At 45.5% G+C, this 19,825-nt stretch carries 15 protein-coding genes and 1 pseudogene; 6 read left to right on the forward strand and 10 right to left on the reverse strand.

Features of this window, described 5'->3' with window-relative positions; genetic code table 11:
- Positions 1-523, forward strand: a pseudogene (locus WBA89_RS20520) (hypothetical protein); the annotation flags it as partial.
- Positions 524-617: 94 nt separating this feature from the next.
- Here WBA89_RS20520 and WBA89_RS20525 read toward each other — a convergent pair.
- The 6 genes from WBA89_RS20525 to WBA89_RS20550 all read right to left on the reverse strand — a co-directional run bounded on the left by WBA89_RS20525 (position 618) and on the right by WBA89_RS20550 (position 12,339).
- Positions 618-2,666 carry a hybrid sensor histidine kinase/response regulator gene (locus tag WBA89_RS20525; RefSeq protein WP_424409045.1) on the reverse strand — a complete coding sequence of 683 codons (2,049 nt, stop codon included), beginning with the start codon at positions 2,664-2,666 and terminating at the stop codon, positions 618-620.
- A gap of 14 nt (positions 2,667-2,680) precedes the next feature.
- Positions 2,681-3,388, reverse strand: a complete 708-nt coding sequence (locus tag WBA89_RS20530; RefSeq protein ID WP_424409047.1) for a chemotaxis protein CheB — start codon at positions 3,386-3,388, stop codon at positions 2,681-2,683.
- Positions 3,360-4,187 carry a CheR family methyltransferase gene (locus WBA89_RS20535; RefSeq protein ID WP_424409049.1) on the reverse strand — a complete coding sequence of 276 codons (828 nt, stop codon included), beginning with the start codon at positions 4,185-4,187 and terminating at the stop codon, positions 3,360-3,362. The genes WBA89_RS20530 and WBA89_RS20535 overlap by 29 nt, the downstream gene beginning before the upstream one ends.
- A gap of 366 nt (positions 4,188-4,553) precedes the next feature.
- Positions 4,554-9,818: a HAMP domain-containing protein gene (locus WBA89_RS20540; protein ID WP_424409050.1), complete on the reverse strand. Its 5,265-nt coding sequence runs from the start codon at positions 9,816-9,818 to the stop codon at positions 4,554-4,556.
- 242 nt (positions 9,819-10,060) lie between these two features.
- Positions 10,061-10,231: a hypothetical protein gene (locus WBA89_RS20545; protein WP_424409051.1), complete on the reverse strand. Its 171-nt coding sequence runs from the start codon at positions 10,229-10,231 to the stop codon at positions 10,061-10,063.
- Positions 10,213-12,339: an FAD-dependent oxidoreductase gene (locus WBA89_RS20550; RefSeq protein ID WP_424409053.1), complete on the reverse strand. Its 2,127-nt coding sequence runs from the start codon at positions 12,337-12,339 to the stop codon at positions 10,213-10,215. Before WBA89_RS20550 ends, WBA89_RS20545 begins: the two co-directional genes overlap by 19 nt.
- Positions 12,340-12,598: 259 nt before the next feature.
- Here WBA89_RS20550 and WBA89_RS20555 point away from each other — a divergent pair, with 259 nt between their 5' ends.
- From WBA89_RS20555 to WBA89_RS20570, 4 genes are all read left to right on the forward strand, one after another.
- The gene (locus tag WBA89_RS20555; protein WP_424409055.1) at positions 12,599-13,147 is read left to right on the forward strand and encodes a hypothetical protein; all 549 of its coding nucleotides are present in this window, start codon (positions 12,599-12,601) and stop codon (positions 13,145-13,147) included.
- Positions 13,148-13,828: 681 nt separating this feature from the next.
- Positions 13,829-14,341, forward strand: coding sequence for a hypothetical protein (locus WBA89_RS20560; RefSeq protein WP_424409056.1), 513 nt, complete (start codon positions 13,829-13,831; stop codon positions 14,339-14,341).
- Positions 14,342-14,432: 91 nt separating this feature from the next.
- Complete coding sequence (locus tag WBA89_RS20565; RefSeq protein ID WP_424409058.1) at positions 14,433-15,197, forward strand: HpcH/HpaI aldolase family protein; 765 nt, start codon at positions 14,433-14,435, stop codon at positions 15,195-15,197.
- Between the two features lie 197 nt (positions 15,198-15,394).
- Complete coding sequence (locus WBA89_RS20570; RefSeq protein WP_424409060.1) at positions 15,395-16,063, forward strand: 2OG-Fe dioxygenase family protein; 669 nt, start codon at positions 15,395-15,397, stop codon at positions 16,061-16,063.
- Between the two features lie 197 nt (positions 16,064-16,260).
- Here the strand turns inward: WBA89_RS20570 and WBA89_RS20575 are convergent, their stop codons facing one another.
- Positions 16,261-17,079: a Uma2 family endonuclease gene (locus WBA89_RS20575; protein ID WP_424409061.1), complete on the reverse strand. Its 819-nt coding sequence runs from the start codon at positions 17,077-17,079 to the stop codon at positions 16,261-16,263.
- A gap of 114 nt (positions 17,080-17,193) precedes the next feature.
- Between WBA89_RS20575 and WBA89_RS20580 the strand changes: the two genes are divergently transcribed.
- A complete protein-coding gene (locus tag WBA89_RS20580; protein ID WP_333421566.1) occupies positions 17,194-17,772 on the forward strand; it encodes a Uma2 family endonuclease in 579 nt (192 codons plus the stop codon).
- A 146-nt stretch (positions 17,773-17,918) separates the two neighbouring features.
- Here WBA89_RS20580 and WBA89_RS20585 read toward each other — a convergent pair whose 3' ends face one another.
- From WBA89_RS20585 to WBA89_RS20595, 3 genes are all read right to left on the reverse strand, one after another.
- Positions 17,919-18,143, reverse strand: coding sequence for a type II toxin-antitoxin system HicA family toxin (locus tag WBA89_RS20585; protein WP_424409062.1), 225 nt, complete (start codon positions 18,141-18,143; stop codon positions 17,919-17,921).
- A 2-nt stretch (positions 18,144-18,145) separates the two neighbouring features.
- Positions 18,146-18,355, reverse strand: a complete 210-nt coding sequence (locus WBA89_RS20590; protein WP_424409063.1) for a type II toxin-antitoxin system HicB family antitoxin — start codon at positions 18,353-18,355, stop codon at positions 18,146-18,148.
- A gap of 407 nt (positions 18,356-18,762) precedes the next feature.
- Positions 18,763-19,825: NB-ARC domain-containing protein (locus WBA89_RS20595; RefSeq protein ID WP_424409064.1), on the reverse strand; the 1,063-nt coding region annotated here is incomplete at its 5' end.

Raw genomic sequence — 19,825 nt, forward strand, 5'->3', positions numbered from 1 at the left:
GCACGAAACAGCAGCCAAGTCGAAGGACGAAAGTTTGCAGCAGCAGTTGAGCGAACGGGAAAGCACGATCGCATCTTTGCAAGAGCAATTGGCGACCCAAAAGCAAAATCTCGAACAGCAATTGCACAAAAAAGCAGCCAAGTCGAAGGACGAAAGTTTGCAGCAGCAGTTGAACGAACGGGAAAGTACGATCGCATCTTTGCAAGAGCAATTGGCGGCCCAAAAGCAAAATCTCGAACAGCAATTGCAGCAAGCCGTGTCGCAGTCGAGTTACGAAGCTTTGCAGCACAAGTTAGCAGAAATGTCAAGTGCGATCGGTAACTTCCAAGCTCAACTGACAAAGTTGCCCTATCTAGAACGCGAATTGAGCCAGAGTCAGGCAAAAAATCGAAATTACGACGCTTTGCAGCAACAGTCTCAAGAACAGCTCAGAACAATCAAAGCTTTACGGGAACAGCTAGGTCAAATGCAGGCTGTAGCTGGGATTGGCGAAGCTTATCTCAACAAGTGGCGCCGTCCCTGATTCTCAAACCTCATCGATCTCGCTTGTCTGCGGAGGCAGACTTTATTTGAAAAGACGCGGTTTCCACCGCCGAGTCCCTTGGAGCCTCCGAGCTCTAGCTTGCTAAGTTGAATGATTCAACTGTTTTTAGCCTCACTGGATTTCTGAGGATTCCTGTGAGGCTAGCAATTCCTGCAATTAACTCAGTTACCTCGACAGGTTTAGATAAGTGCATCTGGAAACCAGCTTCTAGGGCTTGTCGGCGCTCGGACTCTCTCACGTAAGCCGTCAGGGCGATCGCAGGCATCTTTCGATCGCGCAGCACTTCCATTTCTCTCACCCGCGCGATCAACTCATAGCCGTCTGCTTCCGGCATTCCAATGTCGCTCAGCAGCACATCCGGCCAATAACTCTCCAGTGCACCTAGAGCCCCCGCCACCGATGCCGCCGATCGCACTATAGCTCCTTCCTGTTCGAGCAAAGCAATCAAAAACTCCCGCGTGTCATCATCATCATCCACCACCAGCAATTGCAAATTAGCAAGAGTTGGCAGAACCTCTGTCGCCTGATTGAGCTCAAAGCCATCCTCCCCTGCACCTTGCCCGTTGTTCGGAGCAACTGGCAGAGAAACCGTAAATTTCGCACCCCCGCCCGCATTATTCTCTGCCCTAACGTTACCGCCGTGCTGTTCCACCAAGTGACTGACGATCGCCAATCCCAGCCCCAAACCCCCGTAAGACCTCGTTGTGCTGCTATCAGCTTGTCGGAAGCGATCGAAAACATAAGGCAGAAAATCAGGATTAATACCAATTCCGCTATCAATTACCTGAATTTGGACTTCATCCCCAACTAACTCCAACCGCACATCTACTTTACCGCCGTCAGGAGTAAACTTAATCGCATTTGAAAGCAAATTCCAGGCTACTTGCTGCAAGCGATCGCTGTCGCCTATAACTTTACCAACATCTGACTCAGCTTGAAATACTATCGCAATTGATTTGGCCTCAGCCAGCGGTTCCAGAGAATCAATTGCGATTTCAATCACATTTTTCAACTGAATCGGATACAAATTGAAATTTAATTTGCCGCGCAGAATCCGCGAAACATCTAAAATATCTTCAATAAGTTGCGCTTGAGATTTAGCATTGCGCTCAATTGTTTCTAGGGCTTTATCAATAGTTTTTTCGTCAAACTTCTTGGCCCTAAGCAGCCTAGACCAGCCGAGAATCGCATTTAAAGGAGTACGGAGTTCGTGGGAAAGAATAGCCAGAAATTCATCCTTCATCTGGTTAGCTCTCTCAGCTTCTTGCCGCGCTACTTGTTCGCGGAGCAGTCGGCCGCGTTCTTCCTCTGCTTGCTTGCGGTCAGTGACATCTCTAACAGTTCCCACGTGACCGATCAGTTTTCCCAAATCCGAAAACATTGGCGACGACTGCACGTTAATCCAACGGACATCTTCGCGATCGGCTAATCGAAACTCACTAGAATATTCCTGACCTTCTTTAATCCAATTTAACCAATCTGCTACTACGCGGTCGCGGTCTTCAGGATGAACCGACCGCTGCCAAACTGACACCAAACTTTCCTCCAAAATTAACCCAGAAATCGCTTGACAGCGGGGATTCATGTAAGTACAGCGGCCTGCAACGTCAGCTAAATAAATTCCCAGGGGCGAACAAGCACACAAAGTACGAAACCGCTCTTCACTTTTACTTAGTTCGCTGTTAACAGCAGCTAACTCTGTTGCTTGTCGCTTCACCTCGGCCGTTTTTTGGAACAATTCCACAAATACCTGCACCTTCGAGGTCAATATTTCCGGTTCCAAGGGTTTGAACAGGTAATCCACCGCCCCCAGAGAATAACCTTTAAACACGTGGGTGTCATTGCTGCTGAATGCCGTGATAAAAATAATCGGAGTCGATCGCGATCGATCTCTAGAGCGAATCATTGTTGCCGTCTCAAATCCATCCATTCCCGGCATCTGCACGTCCAGCAAAATCACCGCAAAATCTTCATTAAGCAGGCATCTCAGAGCCTCCGCGCCAGAAGTTGCTTTGACTAAATTGTAATACGGCTTGTTCAAAATCGCTTCCAGAGCCACCAAATTTTCTGAGCGATCGTCAACTATGAGGACATTTACTCGATCGGAGGGCTGCACATTCATAAATTTTTTAATTTTTAATTTTTTAATTTTAGCAAATTGACCAAACAGGGAGCGATTTTAGAGAGGGGTAAAATCCAGTCTACTTCAACATTTGCGATCGCACAGGCCGGCATTGTCCGGCAGAGAGCAGAAGCCGGTTCCTCCACAAATGTCAATCCTCCTTCAGCTTTAATTTTTGCCAGCCCTGCACTGCCATCGCAACTAGCTCCTGTTAAAATTATGCCAATAGCGCGCTCCCCAAAAGCATCAGCAGCAGACTCAAACAGCACATCGATAGAGGGCCGCGCGTGACAGACAGGAGCATCAGTTGATAGTGCAAATGTAAAACTTCCGCGACAGAGGATTGGGGAGTTTGAATTGTCCGTTGGCTCCACTGCAACGCTCCCCCACCCTCTCAAGTAGTTTTCAGGCACGCTCTTCTCCCACTCGCAGGGCGATTCTACGAGCAAGTGATAGTCAGCGGGAGCCAAGTAAACTCGACCAGGTGCGATCGGCTCTTTATCTTCTGCCTCGGTGATTTGGAGAGAGCTTTGATGCTGTAAAAAATCAGTAAGCCTACTCGAAGAACTCCTGTGGCGGTGTTGCACAATAACTACAGGCAAAGGAAAGCTGTCTGGCAAACCTGCCAGCAGCACGCTCAGAGCATCTAGCCCCCCCAAAGACGTGCCAACAACCACTATCTCAAAAATATTTTTATTTAATTTTGCGGTAGAGTTTGTCACTTCTTTCAACTGCTTCATAGTGTTTTTCATAAGGTGTAAAAGTCAAAGACTCCTGATGTCCTAATCCTAAAACTCCAAACATTCCCAAGCTCTCATAAAAAAGCTTGTGTACCCGCTCTTGGAGCTGTGAATTGAAATAAATCATCACATTACGGCACACAATTACATTAAATTCATTAAAAGAAGTATCAGTTGCTAAGTTGTGGTGAGCAAAGACCATGTTATCTTTAAGTGAAGACCCAAAGATAGCATTTTCATAGGCAGCAGTATAATACTCAGAAAACGCTTTTTTGCCCCCAGCTTGGTGGTATAGATGCGTATATTCTTGCATTTGTTTCAAAGGAAATATACCAGCTTTGGCTGTTTTTAACACTAATTCGTTCATGTCGGTAGCATAAATTCGACAGCGATCGTACAGCCCTTCTTCTTGCAGCAAAATTGCCATAGAATAGACTTCTTCTCCCGTAGAACATCCAGCGTGCCAAATCCGAATAAAAGGATAAGTCCGCAGCATCGGCACCACTTTTTTTCGGAAACTAATGTAAAATTTAGGGTCGCGAAACATCGTAGTTACATTGACAGAAACATCCACCAAAAAACGCTCTAGGCAGGCAGGATTGTGGAGTATCTTTTCCTGAAGTCCAGAGACAGTCGTCAGGCCTTCTGAGCGAATAGTGTTCCAAATGCGGCGCTTGATAGAGGCAAGAGCATAATTACGAAAATCAAATCCGTAATAGCGAAATATTCCCTCTAGTAGGAGTTGAATTTCGATTGTTTCAAGTTCATGGGTTTCTGGCATTAGTCATTAGTCCTTAGTCATTAGTCCTTAGTCATTAGTCATTAGTCATTAGTCATTAGTCATTAGTCATTAGTCCTTAGTCCTTAGTTATTAGTCCTTAGTTATTAGTTATTAGTGATTAATTTGTGATTTGTCATCAGTCCACAGCCTACAGTCCACAGCCCACAGTCCACAGCCCACAATCCACAATGACTAAGGACTAAGCTGTAGCCCATTTAAATTGTATATTCAGGGCGGGCGGGACACCCCACAAGACCGGGAATTGTTTTTTGACATACAATTTAAATATCCGACAGCTTAATGACTAATGACTGATGACTGATGACTAATGACTGATGACTAATGACTAATGACTGATGACTTCCATTATCGATAAAGCCAAACGCGCAGCAGCGAGAGCAATTGTTCCGTATCAACAGGCTTCGTGATGTAGTCAGATGCTCCAGCTTCGATACATTTTTCCCGATCGCCCTTCATAGCTTTGGCAGTAAGAGCAATCATTGGCAGCGAAGCGAATTGAGGTATATTGCGAATTGCTTGCATTGTTTCGTAACCGTCCATCTCCGGCATCATCACGTCCATCAACACAATATTTATATCAGGCGTATTTTGCAACTGAGCAATGCCCTCTCTACCGTTTTCAGCAAACACAATTTGCATTAAATGGCGCTCCAGCATACTCGTGAGGGCGAAGATATTCCGCACGTCGTCGTCAACAATCAAGACTTTTTTCCCCGCGAGTGTCGAATCTGTTTGATACAACTGTTCTAGCATTTGGCGCTTCGCTTGGGGCAAATTTGCTTGGACTCGGTGCAAGAACAAAGCAGTTTCATCCAACAGGCGTTCGGGCGATCGCACATCTTTCACAATTATTGTTTCCGCCATCCGCTTGAGTTGAGTTTCCTCGGCTCTCGTCAACTCTTTGCCCGTATAAACAATAATCGGCAAATTTTTCAAACTAGGCTCTTGCTTGATCTGCTCGATCAGTTCAAAACCAGTCATATCTGGCAGTCCCAAATCGAGCACAATGCAGTCAAAATGCCCCGAATTCAAAGTTTCTAGCGCCTCTGCACCGCTACCCACAGCCGTCGTTGAAACATCGTGATTGCCGATTAAATCCACAATGCTAAGACGTTGCGTTTCGTTGTCTTCCACCACGAGCAAATTTTTCACCGGCCGCTCCACAAAACCCTTAATATCCGTCAAAGCTTTGCTCAGCGCCTCATGACTGACAGGCTTTTGTAAATAGGCGATCGCCCCTAACTGCAAACTGCGCTGCCGCCCTTCTTCAACTGATACAATGTGAACCGGAATGTGGCGCGTAGTTGGGTCGTGCTTCAGGCGATCGAGCACCGTCCAGCCATCCATCACAGGCAAATTTAGATCCAGCATAATCGCAGTTGGCTTGAACTCTCGCGCCATCGCCAAACCGATATCGCTCCGCAAAGCAACCAAAGCTTTAAAACCCTGTTCCTGCGCCATATCCACCAGAATTCGAGCAAAATTGACATCATCCTCGACAATCAAAAGAATGCGATCGCCACTCTCAATATTTTCTCGGTCATCAGATATTGAAACCGACGGATAAGGCGCTAACGGCAAATGGAAATTCGGCGAAGGAACTGTAGCAAAAACAGCAGGCGGCAACTGGGGCGTTGGGTTGTCGGTTCCCGAATCGCGATCGTTCATTATGCCAGATTCTTGATAAGTTTGCGGCAGATAAAGCGTGAATTTACTACCCTCACCAGCGCGACTCGTCAACTTAATTTCTCCCCCTAACAGATTAGCAATTTCTCTACTAATAGACAAACCCAAACCAGTGCCCCCGTATTTCCGGCTAGTGCTACCATCAGCTTGTTGGAAAGCCTCAAAAATCACCCTGTGTTTGTCATCAGAAATCCCAATCCCCGTATCGCTAACCGAGAAAGCCAAAACAGTAGCAGAACTCGTTAAAGCTTCAACCTCTAAACTCCAGCCTTCCCGAACTACTTCGACACGCAACTTCACCTCACCCCGTTCAGTAAACTTAAAAGCATTAGAAAGAAGATTCTTCAAAACTTGTTGCAGCCGTTTAGCATCAGTATAGATACCTTTTGGCAACCCAGCCTCAAGCTCTATTAAAAAACTCAACTTCTTATCCTGAGCGATTTGGCGGAAAGTTCGATCCAAATGATCTCGCAACTCAGCAAACAACACTTGCTCAATTTCCACTGACATCGTGCCCGATTCAATCTTAGCGAGATCCAAGATATCATTAATCAGCCCTAACAAATCCGTTCCCGCCGAGTAAATAGTGCGCGTGTATTCAACTTGTTTAACAGTCAAATTGCCATCAGGATTGTCAGAAAGCAATCGAGCCAGAATCAACAGCGAATTCAGCGGAGTTCGCAACTCGTGAGACATATTTGCCAGAAACTCCGACTTATACTTAGAAGTTAGAGCCAACTGTTCGGCTCTTTCTTCCAGCAACGCCCTCGCCTGTTCGATATCTCGGTTTTTCCGCTCAACTTCCTTATTTTGCAGCGCCAGCAATTCAGCTTGTTCTTCTAGTTCTTCATTCGTTTGTTGCAACTCTTCCTGCTGATTTTTCAACAGTTCCTCAGAAGCGCGAAGCGACTGCGCCTGTTGTTCGAGACGCTTGTTCGTTTCCGTTAGTTCCTTTTGCTGAGTTTGCAACTCTTCTGCCAAAGACTGCGACTGTTTCAGCAACTCTTCCGTCCGCATACTCGCCGCAATTGTATTTAAAACAATAGCGATACTTTCTGTAAGTTGGTCGAGAAATGTCAAATGAACTTCGCTGAACCTGCGGAACGAAGCCAACTCGATTACCGCCGTCACTTGTCCCTCAAACAAAACGGGTAAAACCACAATATTCAGCGGCGTAGCTTCTCCCAGTCCAGAGCTAATTTTAACGTAATTGTCCGGCACTTCTGTCAACAGAATTCGTTCTTTTTCTAAGGCGCACTGTCCTACCAAACCTTCGCCTAAACTAAATCTATTGCCTAACTGTTTGCGTTCCCGGTATGCGTAGGTACTCAACAGTTTGAGAAACGGATCGTGTTCTACAGATTCCATCAAAAAGAATACGCCGTGCTGAGCAGAAACCAGCGGTGTCAGTTCAGATAAAATTAGTTTAGAAACAGTTTCTAAATCCCGCTGACCTTGCAGCATTCGAGTGAACTTAGCCAGATTTGTTTTCAGCCAATCTTGCTCAGTATTTTTATGCGTTGTCTCCCGGAGATTGGCAATCATCTGGTTAAGATTATCTTTGACAACGGCAACTTCTCCTTCAGTAGCGACGGAAATTGACCTCGTTAAATCGCCTCTGGTAACAGCAATTGCCACTTCGGCGATCGCCCGCAACTGAGTAGTCAAATTCGCCGCCAATTCATTCACATTGTCCGTCAAATCTCGCCACGTCCCCGCCGCACCCGGAACCTTCGCCTGACCACCCAATTTCCCTTCAATTCCAACTTCCCGCGCCACTGTAGTAACTTGATCGGAAAACGTCGCCAGCGTATCGATCATCTCGTTAATCGTATCAGCCAGAGTCGCAATTTCTCCCTTAGCTTCCAGGATTAATTTACGCTTCAAATCGCCATTCGCCACCGCCGTCACAACTTTAGCAATACCCCGCACTTGCGCCGTCAAATTCTCCGCCATCGAGTTTACATTGTCGGTTAAATCTTTCCAGGTTCCTGCAACTCCTTTCACCTCAGCTTGACCGCCCAATTTACCCTCAGTTCCCACCTCCCGCGCCACCCGCGTCACCTCAGAAGCAAAGGAATTAAGCTGATCCACCATCACATTAATAGTATCTTTTAACTCCAGAATTTCGCCTTTAACATCAACGGTAATTTTCTTAGACAAATCTCCATTTGCTACCGCCTTCGTCACTTCCGCAATATTCCGCACCTGGGCCGTCAAATTCCCCGCCATCAAGTTAACAGAATCAGTTAAATCTTTCCAAGTTCCCCCTACCCCGCGCACGTAAGCTTGCACGCCTAATTTCCCTTCGGTTCCTACTTCCCTAGCAACCCTAGTTACTTCTGAAGAGAAGGAACTCAACTGATCCACCATCACGTTCATGGTGTTTTTCAGTTCGAGAATTTCCCCTTTGACATCAACAGTAATTTTCTTAGATAAATCGCCATTTGCTACAGCGGTTGTAACTTCCGCAATGTTGCGGACTTGTGCTGTTAAATTTCCCGCCATCGAGTTAACAGAATCTGTTAAATCTTTCCAGGTTCCTGCAACTCCTTTCACCTCAGCTTGCACGCCTAATTTCCCTTCGGTTCCTACTTCCCTCGCAACTCTGGTTACTTCTGAGGCGAAGGAATTTAACTGGTCAACCATCGTGTTGACAGTGTTTTTCAACTCTAGGATTTCACCTTTAACATCAACAGTAATTTTTTTAGATAAATCGCCATTTGCTACAGCAGTAGTCACCGCCGCAATATTCCGCACTTGCGCCGTCAAACTGCCGGCCATAAAGTTAACACTATCCGTTAAATCCTTCCAAGTTCCTGCTACGCCTCTGACATCCGCTTGACCGCCTAGTTTACCTTCAGAACCTACTTCCCTCGCCACCCGCGTTACTTCTGAGGCGAAGGAATTAAGTTGATCCACCATCACGTTAATGGTGTTTTTCAGTTCAAAAATTTCTCCTTTAACCTGTACCGTAATTTTTTTAGATAAGTCACCGTTAGCAACAGCAGTTGTCACATCAGCAATGTTGCGAACTTGGGCTGTTAAATTTCCCGCCATCGAGTTAACAGAATCCGTTAAATCTTTCCAGGTTCCTGCTACTCCCTGGACTTCTGCTTGTACGCCTAATTTGCCTTCGTTTCCTACTTCCCTAGCAACTCTGGTTACTTCTGATGAGAAAGAACTCAACTGATCTACCATGATGTTAATCGTGTTTTTCAGTTCGAGAATTTCGCCTTTGACATCGACAGTAATTTTCTTGGATAAGTCGCCATTTGCTACAGCGGTTGTCACTTCGGCAATGTTGCGGACTTGTGCTGTTAAATTTCCGGCCATCGAGTTAACTGAATCAGTTAAATCTTTCCAGGTTCCTGCTACTCCTTTAACTTCTGCTTGCACGCCTAATTTGCCTTCGGTTCCTACTTCCCTAGCAACCCGCGTTACTTCCGAGGCAAAGGAACTCAACTGGTCTACCATTGTGTTGACAATTTGGGCTGTTTGGAGGAATTCTCCTTTGAGGGGTCTGTCTTCTATTTCTAGGGGGATAGTTTGCGATAAATCTCCTTTTGCTACGGCCCGAATTACTCTGGCGGTTTCTGAGGTTGGTTGTACTAAATCTGTAATTAGGGTATTGATAGAATTTACGCTAGCGGCCCAGGAACCCTCAGCGCTGCCGATGGTGGCCCGCTGGGCGATTTGGCCTTCTTTGCCGACAACTGTGCCGATGCGATCGAGTTCGGCGGCCATTCTCTGATTGAGCTCGATAATGTCGTTAAGTTCGTCAGCAATTTTCCCGGCTATACCGGTCTGGTCTATGGGCATCCGAGCTGAAAAGTCTCCTTTTTTGACAGCTACTAAGGTTCTGAGTAGCTGTTTGGCATAAACATTATTGGGATTGGCTTTTGTTAGTTGTGCAGTTGACATTATCGTTACCTTTGGGGAGTTGGAAGGGGTTTGGCGCGGCTCGAAGGCGTTGGTGCTGGAAGATATCTGGCTTGCGGGTGGCAAGGGTCGCTCTAATCAGTTTTTTTGAGATGGTATTGTTATTATTTGACTAAATTAGTGGCTGATTGCTTCTGTCAAAAGGTTGATGGTAAATTGGCATGGATCGGGTAATATAATATCCTGTTGATTTACCGCAATAAGTAAGGTTTGTAGTGCGGAGTTTAGTCCGCAGCCGGAGAACGGACTGAAGTCCGCACTACGAACCGCAATAAGTAAGGTTCGCGCGTGCGGAGTTTAGTCCGCAGCCGGACAACGGAGGGTCGTCCGATCGCGCGACCGATCTTTGTGATAGTAATCGACTTACCAAGTGCGATTATTTCCAATTTTGCCACGAACTATTGAAGATAGAAGTACCCGGAAAGGCGATCGGGTTTTTATCTTGCTGCAACCGCAACTGCAAAGCTTCTAAATTCGGCTCGCGGGAGGGCAATTCGTCCACCAATTCGTAGGGTAAAATCCCCTTTTCTAGGGAAAAAGCAGCGGTAATGCCCGCCGCAGCCCCAGCAGACCATTCAAAAGAATGCACTCGATAAGCTGCGGCCGCCGTGTGGCTAGTAGCAATACTTTTACCCGCGACTAACATATTATCAATTTTTTGAGGGATCATTGCCCGCAGCGGTATTTGGAACGGATAAGCTTGTCCTTGGCCTTTGCGAGTGCCTTCGCGTTCGGTGTTTCCCGGCGCTTCCGGCGGGCTGTTGGTCATGCAGGGGTGAAAGTCGATCGCATAATGACCGATACCCACACTATCAGGATAAATCCGGGCGCGCGATCGAGATTTTGTCTCCTCAACAGTCTGACTTCCCACCGCCAAAGCCGGCGCATTCAAACCACCCACAGCCAACCACAAATTTCGATACTCTTCTTCCGACAAATTCTCGCGGTAAAAATCAGTCCTAAAGTCAGTCCGAGACATATCAACTTCCCACACTGTAAAACCTTGAGGCTGAGTCAAAGTCGGCCGCCCAACAATCCGCCTGCCTTCCCGCATATAAGGATATTTAGAAAGTCCGTGAACAGTCCCCATCGGCGTATCCAAACCGCTCAAAAAACGATTGTTTGGATAAGGCTTTTTCACTCCTTCTCCTAGCTGCGAGTCAGTAGTTCCTGCTACCAACCAGTAGAAAAATCCTTTAGCATTTTCCTCGCCGCGGCGCAGAGTTTCCGTTCGCAAACCGCCCATCCAACCGCCCGGTTGCAGTTGACCGCTAGCCTCCAATTGCGCGCGAGAATAAATTAAATTATCCTCAGCAGAACCGGGACGGTAGTCATTCCCCCAAGTCCAGTTTTGCATGGAAATATCCCCTGGATAAATCGGGAACTTTCTGGGGTCGGAAGGGCGCCGCTCATCCGGTCTCATGGTCTTAATTTGGCGGTAGCTGAAAACTAGCGGAAAGCTGGCTAATCTGGCCAGTTCGTAACTGTAGTAAGGTGCGTACTGTTGATAGAAAGAGGGCAGTTGATGCTGCTGCGGTTCCTTGGTTGCTTCCATCGCAAAGGTGTAGGTAAAACCTTGAGTGCAGTAAGGGTCGCCTTCGGGGCTGGCGGAGGAAGGTTCGAGAGGGGAACGCGGGTCAATTCCGAGGCGGTAGGGAATATCGGTAAGTCCGATTAATTCGCCTGTTTCGGTGGCATCTACAACGTACCAATCTGCACCCCCCCTAGCCCCCCCTTGTAAAGGGGGGGAACTTGTGGAATCCCCTCCCCTTCTGGGGTTGGGGGGGGTCTGAGATGGTTTGGGAATAAACTGAATAATAGTTTTGTTAAATCGCGCTGAGTTTTCGTAGCGATAGGCATCTTCGATGGTTTTAGACAGGGTTTCGGTGTTGATTGGCGGGGTATTTGGGGCCGGTTTGTGTTGAATGGCGATCGCACTTTTAATTTGTTGTCCGCCAACTGCATTTTCCGCCACAGCCGGAGTAATTGCTAGTTCTTTAATTACGGTATTGGGAAACCATTTCAGCTTACCGTTGCCTTTTTTGGCAGCATCTTGCAAGATGCCAAATAAAATTTTGTGGCCGTCGTAGGGCATGAAACAGGAATAGCTAACCCAACAGCCGCCGGGATTTAGTCTCCCGTAATGTTCTTTGATTCGCCGCCGCAATTCTAGGTAGCCGCGGGGGTAAAATAAGAGCGATCGCTGAGTGTCTCTTTCATCGAGTGCGGAAGTTCCCTGGGAGGAAATCTGACCGCCTACCCAGTCAGTAATTTCTGTGATGCAAACGGTGCGCCCCGCCAGCAAACCTTCGTAGGCGGTAGTGGCACCTGCGAGCCCGCCGCCTGCTACGAGAATGTCGCAAGTTTCCTCTTTGTTGGGATTGCGGGCTGGTGCGGCAAATGTTAATGTTGGGGTAATAGTTGAGATTGAGGTAATGAGGCTGAGGGTGAAGGTGACGAGCGATCGACCTTTGAGCGAAAACAGATGTTTCGGAAGTTTCATCAGAAATTGTCGGTTAAATTTTGACACAAGTCAATACCACTTACAGCAAATGACCAAAAAGTGAATTAAATTCTATAATACTGGTATTTCGCGGTGCGGTCAGGGCATTTTTTTATAGAGTTGCTAAATGATTCGCCAAATTTGTAGGTAGTGCCCCGCGCCTACCCCCACGGATCGGGGTTTTTCAACGGGGGAAGAACCCTAAAATTAATTATACAAATGATGCGAAGATTGCTATATTTATGCGAAAATTTAGTTAATGCAAGATTTTTTTAAGATCATAATTAGTCCCATGAACAAGCTGATTAAATTTTACAGATTTTTACTACCTTTTGAGAGTTTAACAATTGCGAGTAATTTAAGTTTTTCTGAAGTTTGGCAAAAGTTGGATAAAATTATTGAGCCTCCCAAGACCTTGAAAATGGCATTGCAGTTCAAAAAATCGCATAAACCTTACGAAGGTACACTTTCAGGAAACACTTTCCAAATCCGCCGTATCACCTCTTCTTACAGAAATTCTTTTTTACCCCAAATTACAGGCGAAATTCATTCTCAACCCTTTGGTTGTTGTCTAAAAATTAGGATGAATTTACACCTAGCTGTAATGGTGTTTATGATTGTTTGGATGTCGGTGCCAGCTAGTATGGGGGTGTTAACTTTATTGGTTTGGTTGGTCGATCGCTCTATCGGGCTAATATTTCTACCTCTTTTTGGAATGTGTATTTTTGGATGGTCTTTGTCCCTGATTGGGTTTAAAATAGAATCAAAAAAAGACATCAAATTTTTCTCAAATATGTTTGGTTCCTAAAGTAGTTATGAATATAGTTTACAACTTTTGCTCCGAGAAAAAGTATTTTTTGTGGCACTAACTGTGTCAAACTCAACTAAAACAAAACTCAAACAATGTAAAACAGTGCTCGATTTATTCATGAATTTCGCCTCAGCTATTTTCCCTTTATATTTAATTGTTCGCGCCCGCGAACCTGCCCGCCCCACTCATTGTTTCAAGAAATAGGATTTTGAAAATAAAAGGCGCGCCAGCTTATCCAGCATTTGCGGGCAGCATCTCATATTTGTAAAAAACACTTTTTTTGACTGTCAGTAATTGCCGGGATGCAAACTGTGCGCCCCGCTAGCAAAACTTGGCAAGCGGTAGCAGTACCTGCGAACCTGCAGCCTGCTAGGAAAATGTCGCAAGTTTCTGTATTGTCTCGATTGCGAGGAAAGCGCGGTCAATGGTGGGGGAATAGGTGAGATTGAGGTAATTAGGGTGAGGGTGAAGCTGACGATCGACCTTTGAGCGACAATAGATACCGTCGCAGTTTCATCGCAGGTTGGGGCATTAATTTTGAAATCAGCGAAAAATACTCATAGCATTTAAATGTTTATTTTGCAGTATACTGGTATTTTGCGGTGCAGTTACGGTAAAATCGTTTTATATAATAGGCATTAATACCATCTACCACTATATAAAAGCAGGAGCGAGCTTGTGCTCAAAATAGTCAAATTTTTTAGATTGTTGATTTTTTTTGAGAGTTTAACAATTACGACAAGTTTAACCTTTTCTGAAGTTTTGCAAAGGTTGGAGGAAGTTGTCAATCCTCCCAAACTTTTTAGGATCGTTCTACCCTTCGCCCCGCCACCTGCCAAACCTTATGAAGGCACAATTTCGGGCAATACCTTCCAAATCAATCGCATTGCGATCGGCCGCAATTTATTTTTGCCAATTATCAAAGGAAATATCGATTCTCAACCGTTCGGTTGTTCCATCAAAATCAGGATGGTATTGCATAAAATCGTGCTAGGATTGATGATTCTTTGGCTGTGGACTACTGGCAGTATAGGAACGTTTTCTTTATTTGCTTGGTTTGTCGAACCATCGGTGGGAGCAATATTTTTACCAATTCTAGGAATGTTTTTTTTGGTCTGGCTTTTGTGCTTAATTCCCTTTAAAATAGAAGCCAAAGCAGCCAAAAAACTTCTATCAATTCTTTTAACATAAATCAACTTATTGCTACTTATTCAGATCGCCTATAAAATCTAAAAAAATCCGCGTCAATCCGCGTTAATCTGCGGTAAAAAAAATCAAATTTATGCGTCACAACCAACTCAAACAAAAAATTAAAAAAGGCGAAACTGTTCTCGGCTTATTCATGAACTGCGCCTATCCCGCATTCATAGAAATCTGCGGTCATGCTGGATTTGATTTTGCCGTCATCGACATGGAACACGGCCCCTTACATCCGCTTGCTGCTGAAGATTTGTGCCGCGCGGCCGACTGCACCGGCATTGCACCGATTGTTCGCGTCCGCAAAAACGACGGGCCGCAAATTCAACGAGCTCTCGACATCGGCAGCGCGGGCGTTCAAGTACCTCAAATTGAAAGCAAATTTGATGCGGAAACGGCTGTCAAAAGCGCTAAATACAGTCCTCTGGGCACGCGAGGCCTTTCCTTTGCTACGCGGGCGGGACTTTACACGGCGGCAGGTACAAATATTACTGACAAACTCAACGATGAATCTTTGGTTGTGATTCATGTTGAAGGTAAAGGCGGTATCGAGAATCTGGCAGAAATTGTGACGGTGCCCCAGGTTGACGTGATTTTTCTGGGGCCTTACGATTTGTCGCAGTCGATCGGCATTCCCGGCCAAGTGCGCGATCCCCGAGTCATCGACATGATGCAGGAGGCGGTACAAACCATCCGCAGCGCAGGCAAAGCGGCGGGTACTTTTGCCGAAAACCCCGAAATCGCCCAGCAGTGGATTGATGCTGGCGTTCAGTACGTTGCACTTGGGGTGGATGTTGCCGTTTTCCTGCGGGCCTGTCAGTCGCTGGTGAAAGCGGTCGATCGATTTTAGATTTTAGATTTTAGATTTTAGATTGCGGGAATGAATTCGTTGGCGCGTCGAGCTAATATGATTGGCAATTTTCACGATATCTTTGCAATTTTGGTAGTAGTTTTTACGACAGCTACAAAAAACTTGAGCTAGACTGGAAGCATACACCTCCTCAAGGCAAATTTCGGAGGGGAGCAAGGGTTCATGGAGAAAAATCTATGAAAACGGTATTAGAATCCATTAAATTGGATTATGCCTTCATGTTTGCTTTCAAAAAAGTAAACTCGATTAAGCTAGAAGGTTTCAAGGAATTTTTTGACGGTATGCCTGTAGATCCTTATATTAAGGGTAAGTATCGTTCGAGGAGATTGTCGCGGTTTGTCGCGAACGGAAATGAGTTAGTTAAGTTACCTCACGGCTATTTGTTTCAAAGTAAAGAATACAATCCGGTGGTGGGCGATATCAGGCGGGAATTTGCTGAATTGGACGATCGGCTAATTGCCCTCAATAACTTCAAACAACTGATTTTTGCTTTTTTCGATTCTTGCAACATTCACCCGGAAGCTGAAATCGGAGTCCATCAAATTAGGACGACTTGTTCGCCGCAGAATTTTGGCAACCCCGCACCGGAAGGCATTCACCAAGACGGTACTGATTTTATCGGGATTTTCTCGGTCGATCGCACTAATGTTATGGGCGGCGAAACGCATTTGTATTTGGCTAAAAAAGAGAAGCCTGTTTTTAATAAAGTTCTGCAGCCGGGAGAGTTGCTGTTGGTTGACGACCACCAATTTTTCCACTTTACTACGCCGATTAAACCGGAATTGGCAGGGGTGGGAACCAGGGATGTGTTTGTGCTGAGTTCTCCGAGTTTGCTGATCGATTGAGGAGAGTTGGGAAATTGGGTGTCTTTTGTTTTCCGCATCGGAATGCAAGTCCTGTCTCTTGTGTTTAGTCGATCGGGACTAAAGCGCTTACCACAAACCTGTCGTTCGTAGTCAGGACTTTAGTCCTCTCTTTTGTGTTTAGTCGATCGGCACTAAAGTCCTTACTACAAACCTGAGAGAGTTTTTGGACTTGGATATCAATCCTCAGCATCGGGATCGATGCCCATTGCTCGGAGTCGATCGGCTAACTGGGCGACTTTTCGCTCTGCTTGTTCGGCTTTTCGCTCTGCTTGTTCGGCTTTTCGTTCTGCTTGTTCGACTCTAGCCCGCTCAATTTCAACTTGTTCGGAGCCAGTTAACAGCAAATTCCCCTGCGAATCCCACCACCGCAGCCAAAGTAGTTCTTGATTTTGATAGCTTCCCTGCCAAAGTCCCAATTCTACATCTAATACAGGAATGGGATAGTGACCCCGTTCGTTTGCCTCCATCCTTCGATATCCAAAATCTATCAGGTGATAGACTTCTAAATTGCCAGTTCTCATTTCATAAATACCGTAGTAAGGAATGCGGATAATTCTCTCGTACACCCAAAACTTACCGGGTTTAGTTGTTGTACCGTCAGCAGCCACAGCAAGGGGAGTGCGATCGCGCTCTTCGTCTCCATTACCGCTAGCAAATTCTAAAGCAATGAACGGAGCCATGTGTTCCCGCCAAAGTACATAAGAACGGCGAAAACCGTCCAGTGTTGCCGGTACATTCGGCACGTAAAACCAATCCGGTGCTTCTGCGCCTCGCTCTGGCGGGTCAGTTTCTCGCCAGTAAATGCCGCAGTCTTGCCCGATCGCATATTGTCCGTTTGGATGCAGCCGCTCTACAACCTGCCCGATCGAATCTGTCAGAATGATGCTCTGGGGGTGCTCCTGAAAATTTTTCACAAATGTACCGTCTTCCTCTGGCAGTTGAGTGTGGTCGGGGAATGCAGGAGGCAAACCAGTAGCAGTTATTGTCTCGTTCATCGTCGTTTCCCGTGCAGTTATTGTTAATTGTAATCCGAAATTTTAAAGCAATCTGATTTTAGATTTCAGCTAATATTCGCTAATATGGAAAAGCGATCGTAAAAGGTGAGTCAAATGGTTGTCGCAATTTCTAAAGCAGGATTGGGTACAGGTGCGGCTTTTCTGTCAAACGTGACATGGGAGACTCTGGAAAAGTTGGATGCAGATTTGGCGGACACTGGGGCGCGTTTAACTTATTTGGATGGGTGTTTAGAAATTATGGCTCCTTTATCTGATGCTCATGAAGAACCTAAAAAAACTTTAGGTCAGGTTTTAGAGGTTTATATGCGGACGAAGGACATTCGTTTTTATGCCCGTGGTAGTACAACTATCGGGATGAAGGAGTTGGGTGCACGGAAGGAACCAGATGAGTCTTATTGTTTGGGTACGCGCAAGTCGGTTCCAGATTTGGCGATCGAGATAACAGTGACGAGTGGTGGAATTGATACGCTGGAAATCTATCGTCGGGTGGGTGTGCGGGAGGTTTGGTTTTGGGAGGATGGGGTAATTTCGGTTTATTGTTTGCGTCCAACGGGGTATGAGTTGGTTAGCAAGAGTGAAGTTTTGCCGGAGTTGGATTTGCGATCGATCGAGTTTTATTCGCGGATGGCGGATCAATATGATGCGGTGAATGCTTTTATGCGATCGATGTAGAAGTTGAGAAGTGCGATTAAAACAATCATACTTTGCCCTCACATTTTGCCTTTGCGGGAGTTTGTTTCCATGCAGTGTCCATTCCGGATTTCGGTAGTTTTGCAGCAGCAATTTGGGCAAAAAGTAGTCACGTAGTTCACGTCAACTCACCGTGACTCCAACATTTCCTCAACTGTCAAGCCAATATCAATTCCAATCCGCTGAAGCAATCTAGGTGATATATCACGCCCTTTATGAAAAGGAACAGTAGTTCCTCGCCCATCTTCGTGACGGAACTGCTTGTGTGAGCCTTTTTGACGCACCTCTACAAAGTCAAGATTCTCTAGTATGCGGACTATTTCCTGTGGTTTCAGAACTGGGATATTGCTCATGTTTATCCGATCACAATCTGTTGTGTACCTATAAACTCAGTCTGAATGACGAGAGTATCATCTTCTAGGAGCATCTCAATTACCTCACGCAGATTCTCGTGTAACTCATCCAAGGTTTCTCCCTGGGAATGCGCCCCAGGAAATCCAGGAATATAACCAACGTAAAGCTTGGTATCAGAATCTTTTTCGATTATAGCGGTAAATGTTTTCATCAAAATAATGGGTAGAAACCCCGTGTTTTTAGCACGGCTTTACATCGATTTAAATCCCCTCGCGGGGTGGAGGGGTATGGTTGCCCCTCCGATGAGGTATGGTTGCCTCAAACTCCCATTTCTGGGGTAAAGTTAGCTTCGCCAAGGTTTTAAGAGATTTTTAGACTTACAGCACTGTTTCAGTGACCTTAAAACTGTTTAACTGCAAATGACAGAGCGGAAAACTAGCTACGCATTCTCCGGTGTCGTGGCTCAAAAAACGTAGTCAGTTAAGACTTAGGCTGGTCAGAATGGCTTTTTAGATTTCTCTTTCAAGCCTCATGCCGTCAGGGCTGAGGTTCCTGACAAGATTCGCTTTCTATTCGTTAAATGTAAGAAATGTAATCTCTCATAGATTATATAATATTTTACCTGCAATGAATGTATGCTTTGAATACGAGATTGAGTAAAAAGAGCGATCGCTCTCCTACTAACACTTTTTGCACTAAGCCGCGCCGGCCTAAAGATTGTATGGCTTGCCAAAATTCAGATTTGGATAATTTACTGTCAGCAGGTTGTTGTGAAATATCTACAGCTTCATCTTGAGTTGCTAACCAGTAGCTTACATTTTTTTCTGAATCCGATAAACGCTCTAAGTGAGATTCTAAAAATGGCTCTAAATCGCCTAAATAAATATCATTTTTATTGGCTAAAAACCGGGAAACGCTACCGTCAAATAATTCAATAATTGTTGAGGCGATGATATTTAGCCAGGAAGGATGACCTTGATAAATGCCGATTAAGTCTGGCCATTTTTCCTCATCTGTCAATTCTTTTTCTCTAAGAATTTCTGCCGCTTGTTCTCCTAACCCTTTTAGGTGTAAGGTTCGTGTAGCTTTGTTCCCGGCTTCTAAAGCAGTGATTTCTCTGGGTTTTTCCCAACTGAGGAGGATTAAACAACTCTGATGAGAGGATGTGGCAATTTGTTTAAAAAATTTGCCGTAGTCTTCATAGTCTGTTAAATATTGACCTGCCAATTGATTGCTTTTAAAAATATTCTGTACGTCATCAAGGATTACTAAACAGCGAGAAGATCGAAAATAATCGATGATTGTGGGTAATGGGGTTTGTGGCGATCGCCCAAAAGATTGCTTGAGTTCGGTTTGGAGGGTTGAGAGTGTGGGAGTGTGGCTGAGGCTACGCCAAATAATGCAATCAAATTCGGTTTGAGTTTGTTCGATGAGTTTGAGGGCGAGATTGCTTTTGCCGATTCCGCTTAAGCCGCAGACGGTAATCAGGCGGGTGTGGGCTTGTAATATCCATTGTTTGAGGGTGGAGAGTTCTGAAGTGCGATCGTAAAAGCTGGTTAATTCGGGTGCGTCTGTTAAATCGATGATTGGGGATTGACTTTTGTCTTGGGGAGAATCTGGGGGATTGGGCGATTGTGTTTCTGCATTTTTAATATTTTGTATAAATTGACCACAAATAACA

It is taken from the genome of Microcoleus sp. (assembly GCF_049646505.1).
In the GTDB taxonomy this organism is placed as follows: domain Bacteria; phylum Cyanobacteriota; class Cyanobacteriia; order Cyanobacteriales; family Microcoleaceae; genus Microcoleus.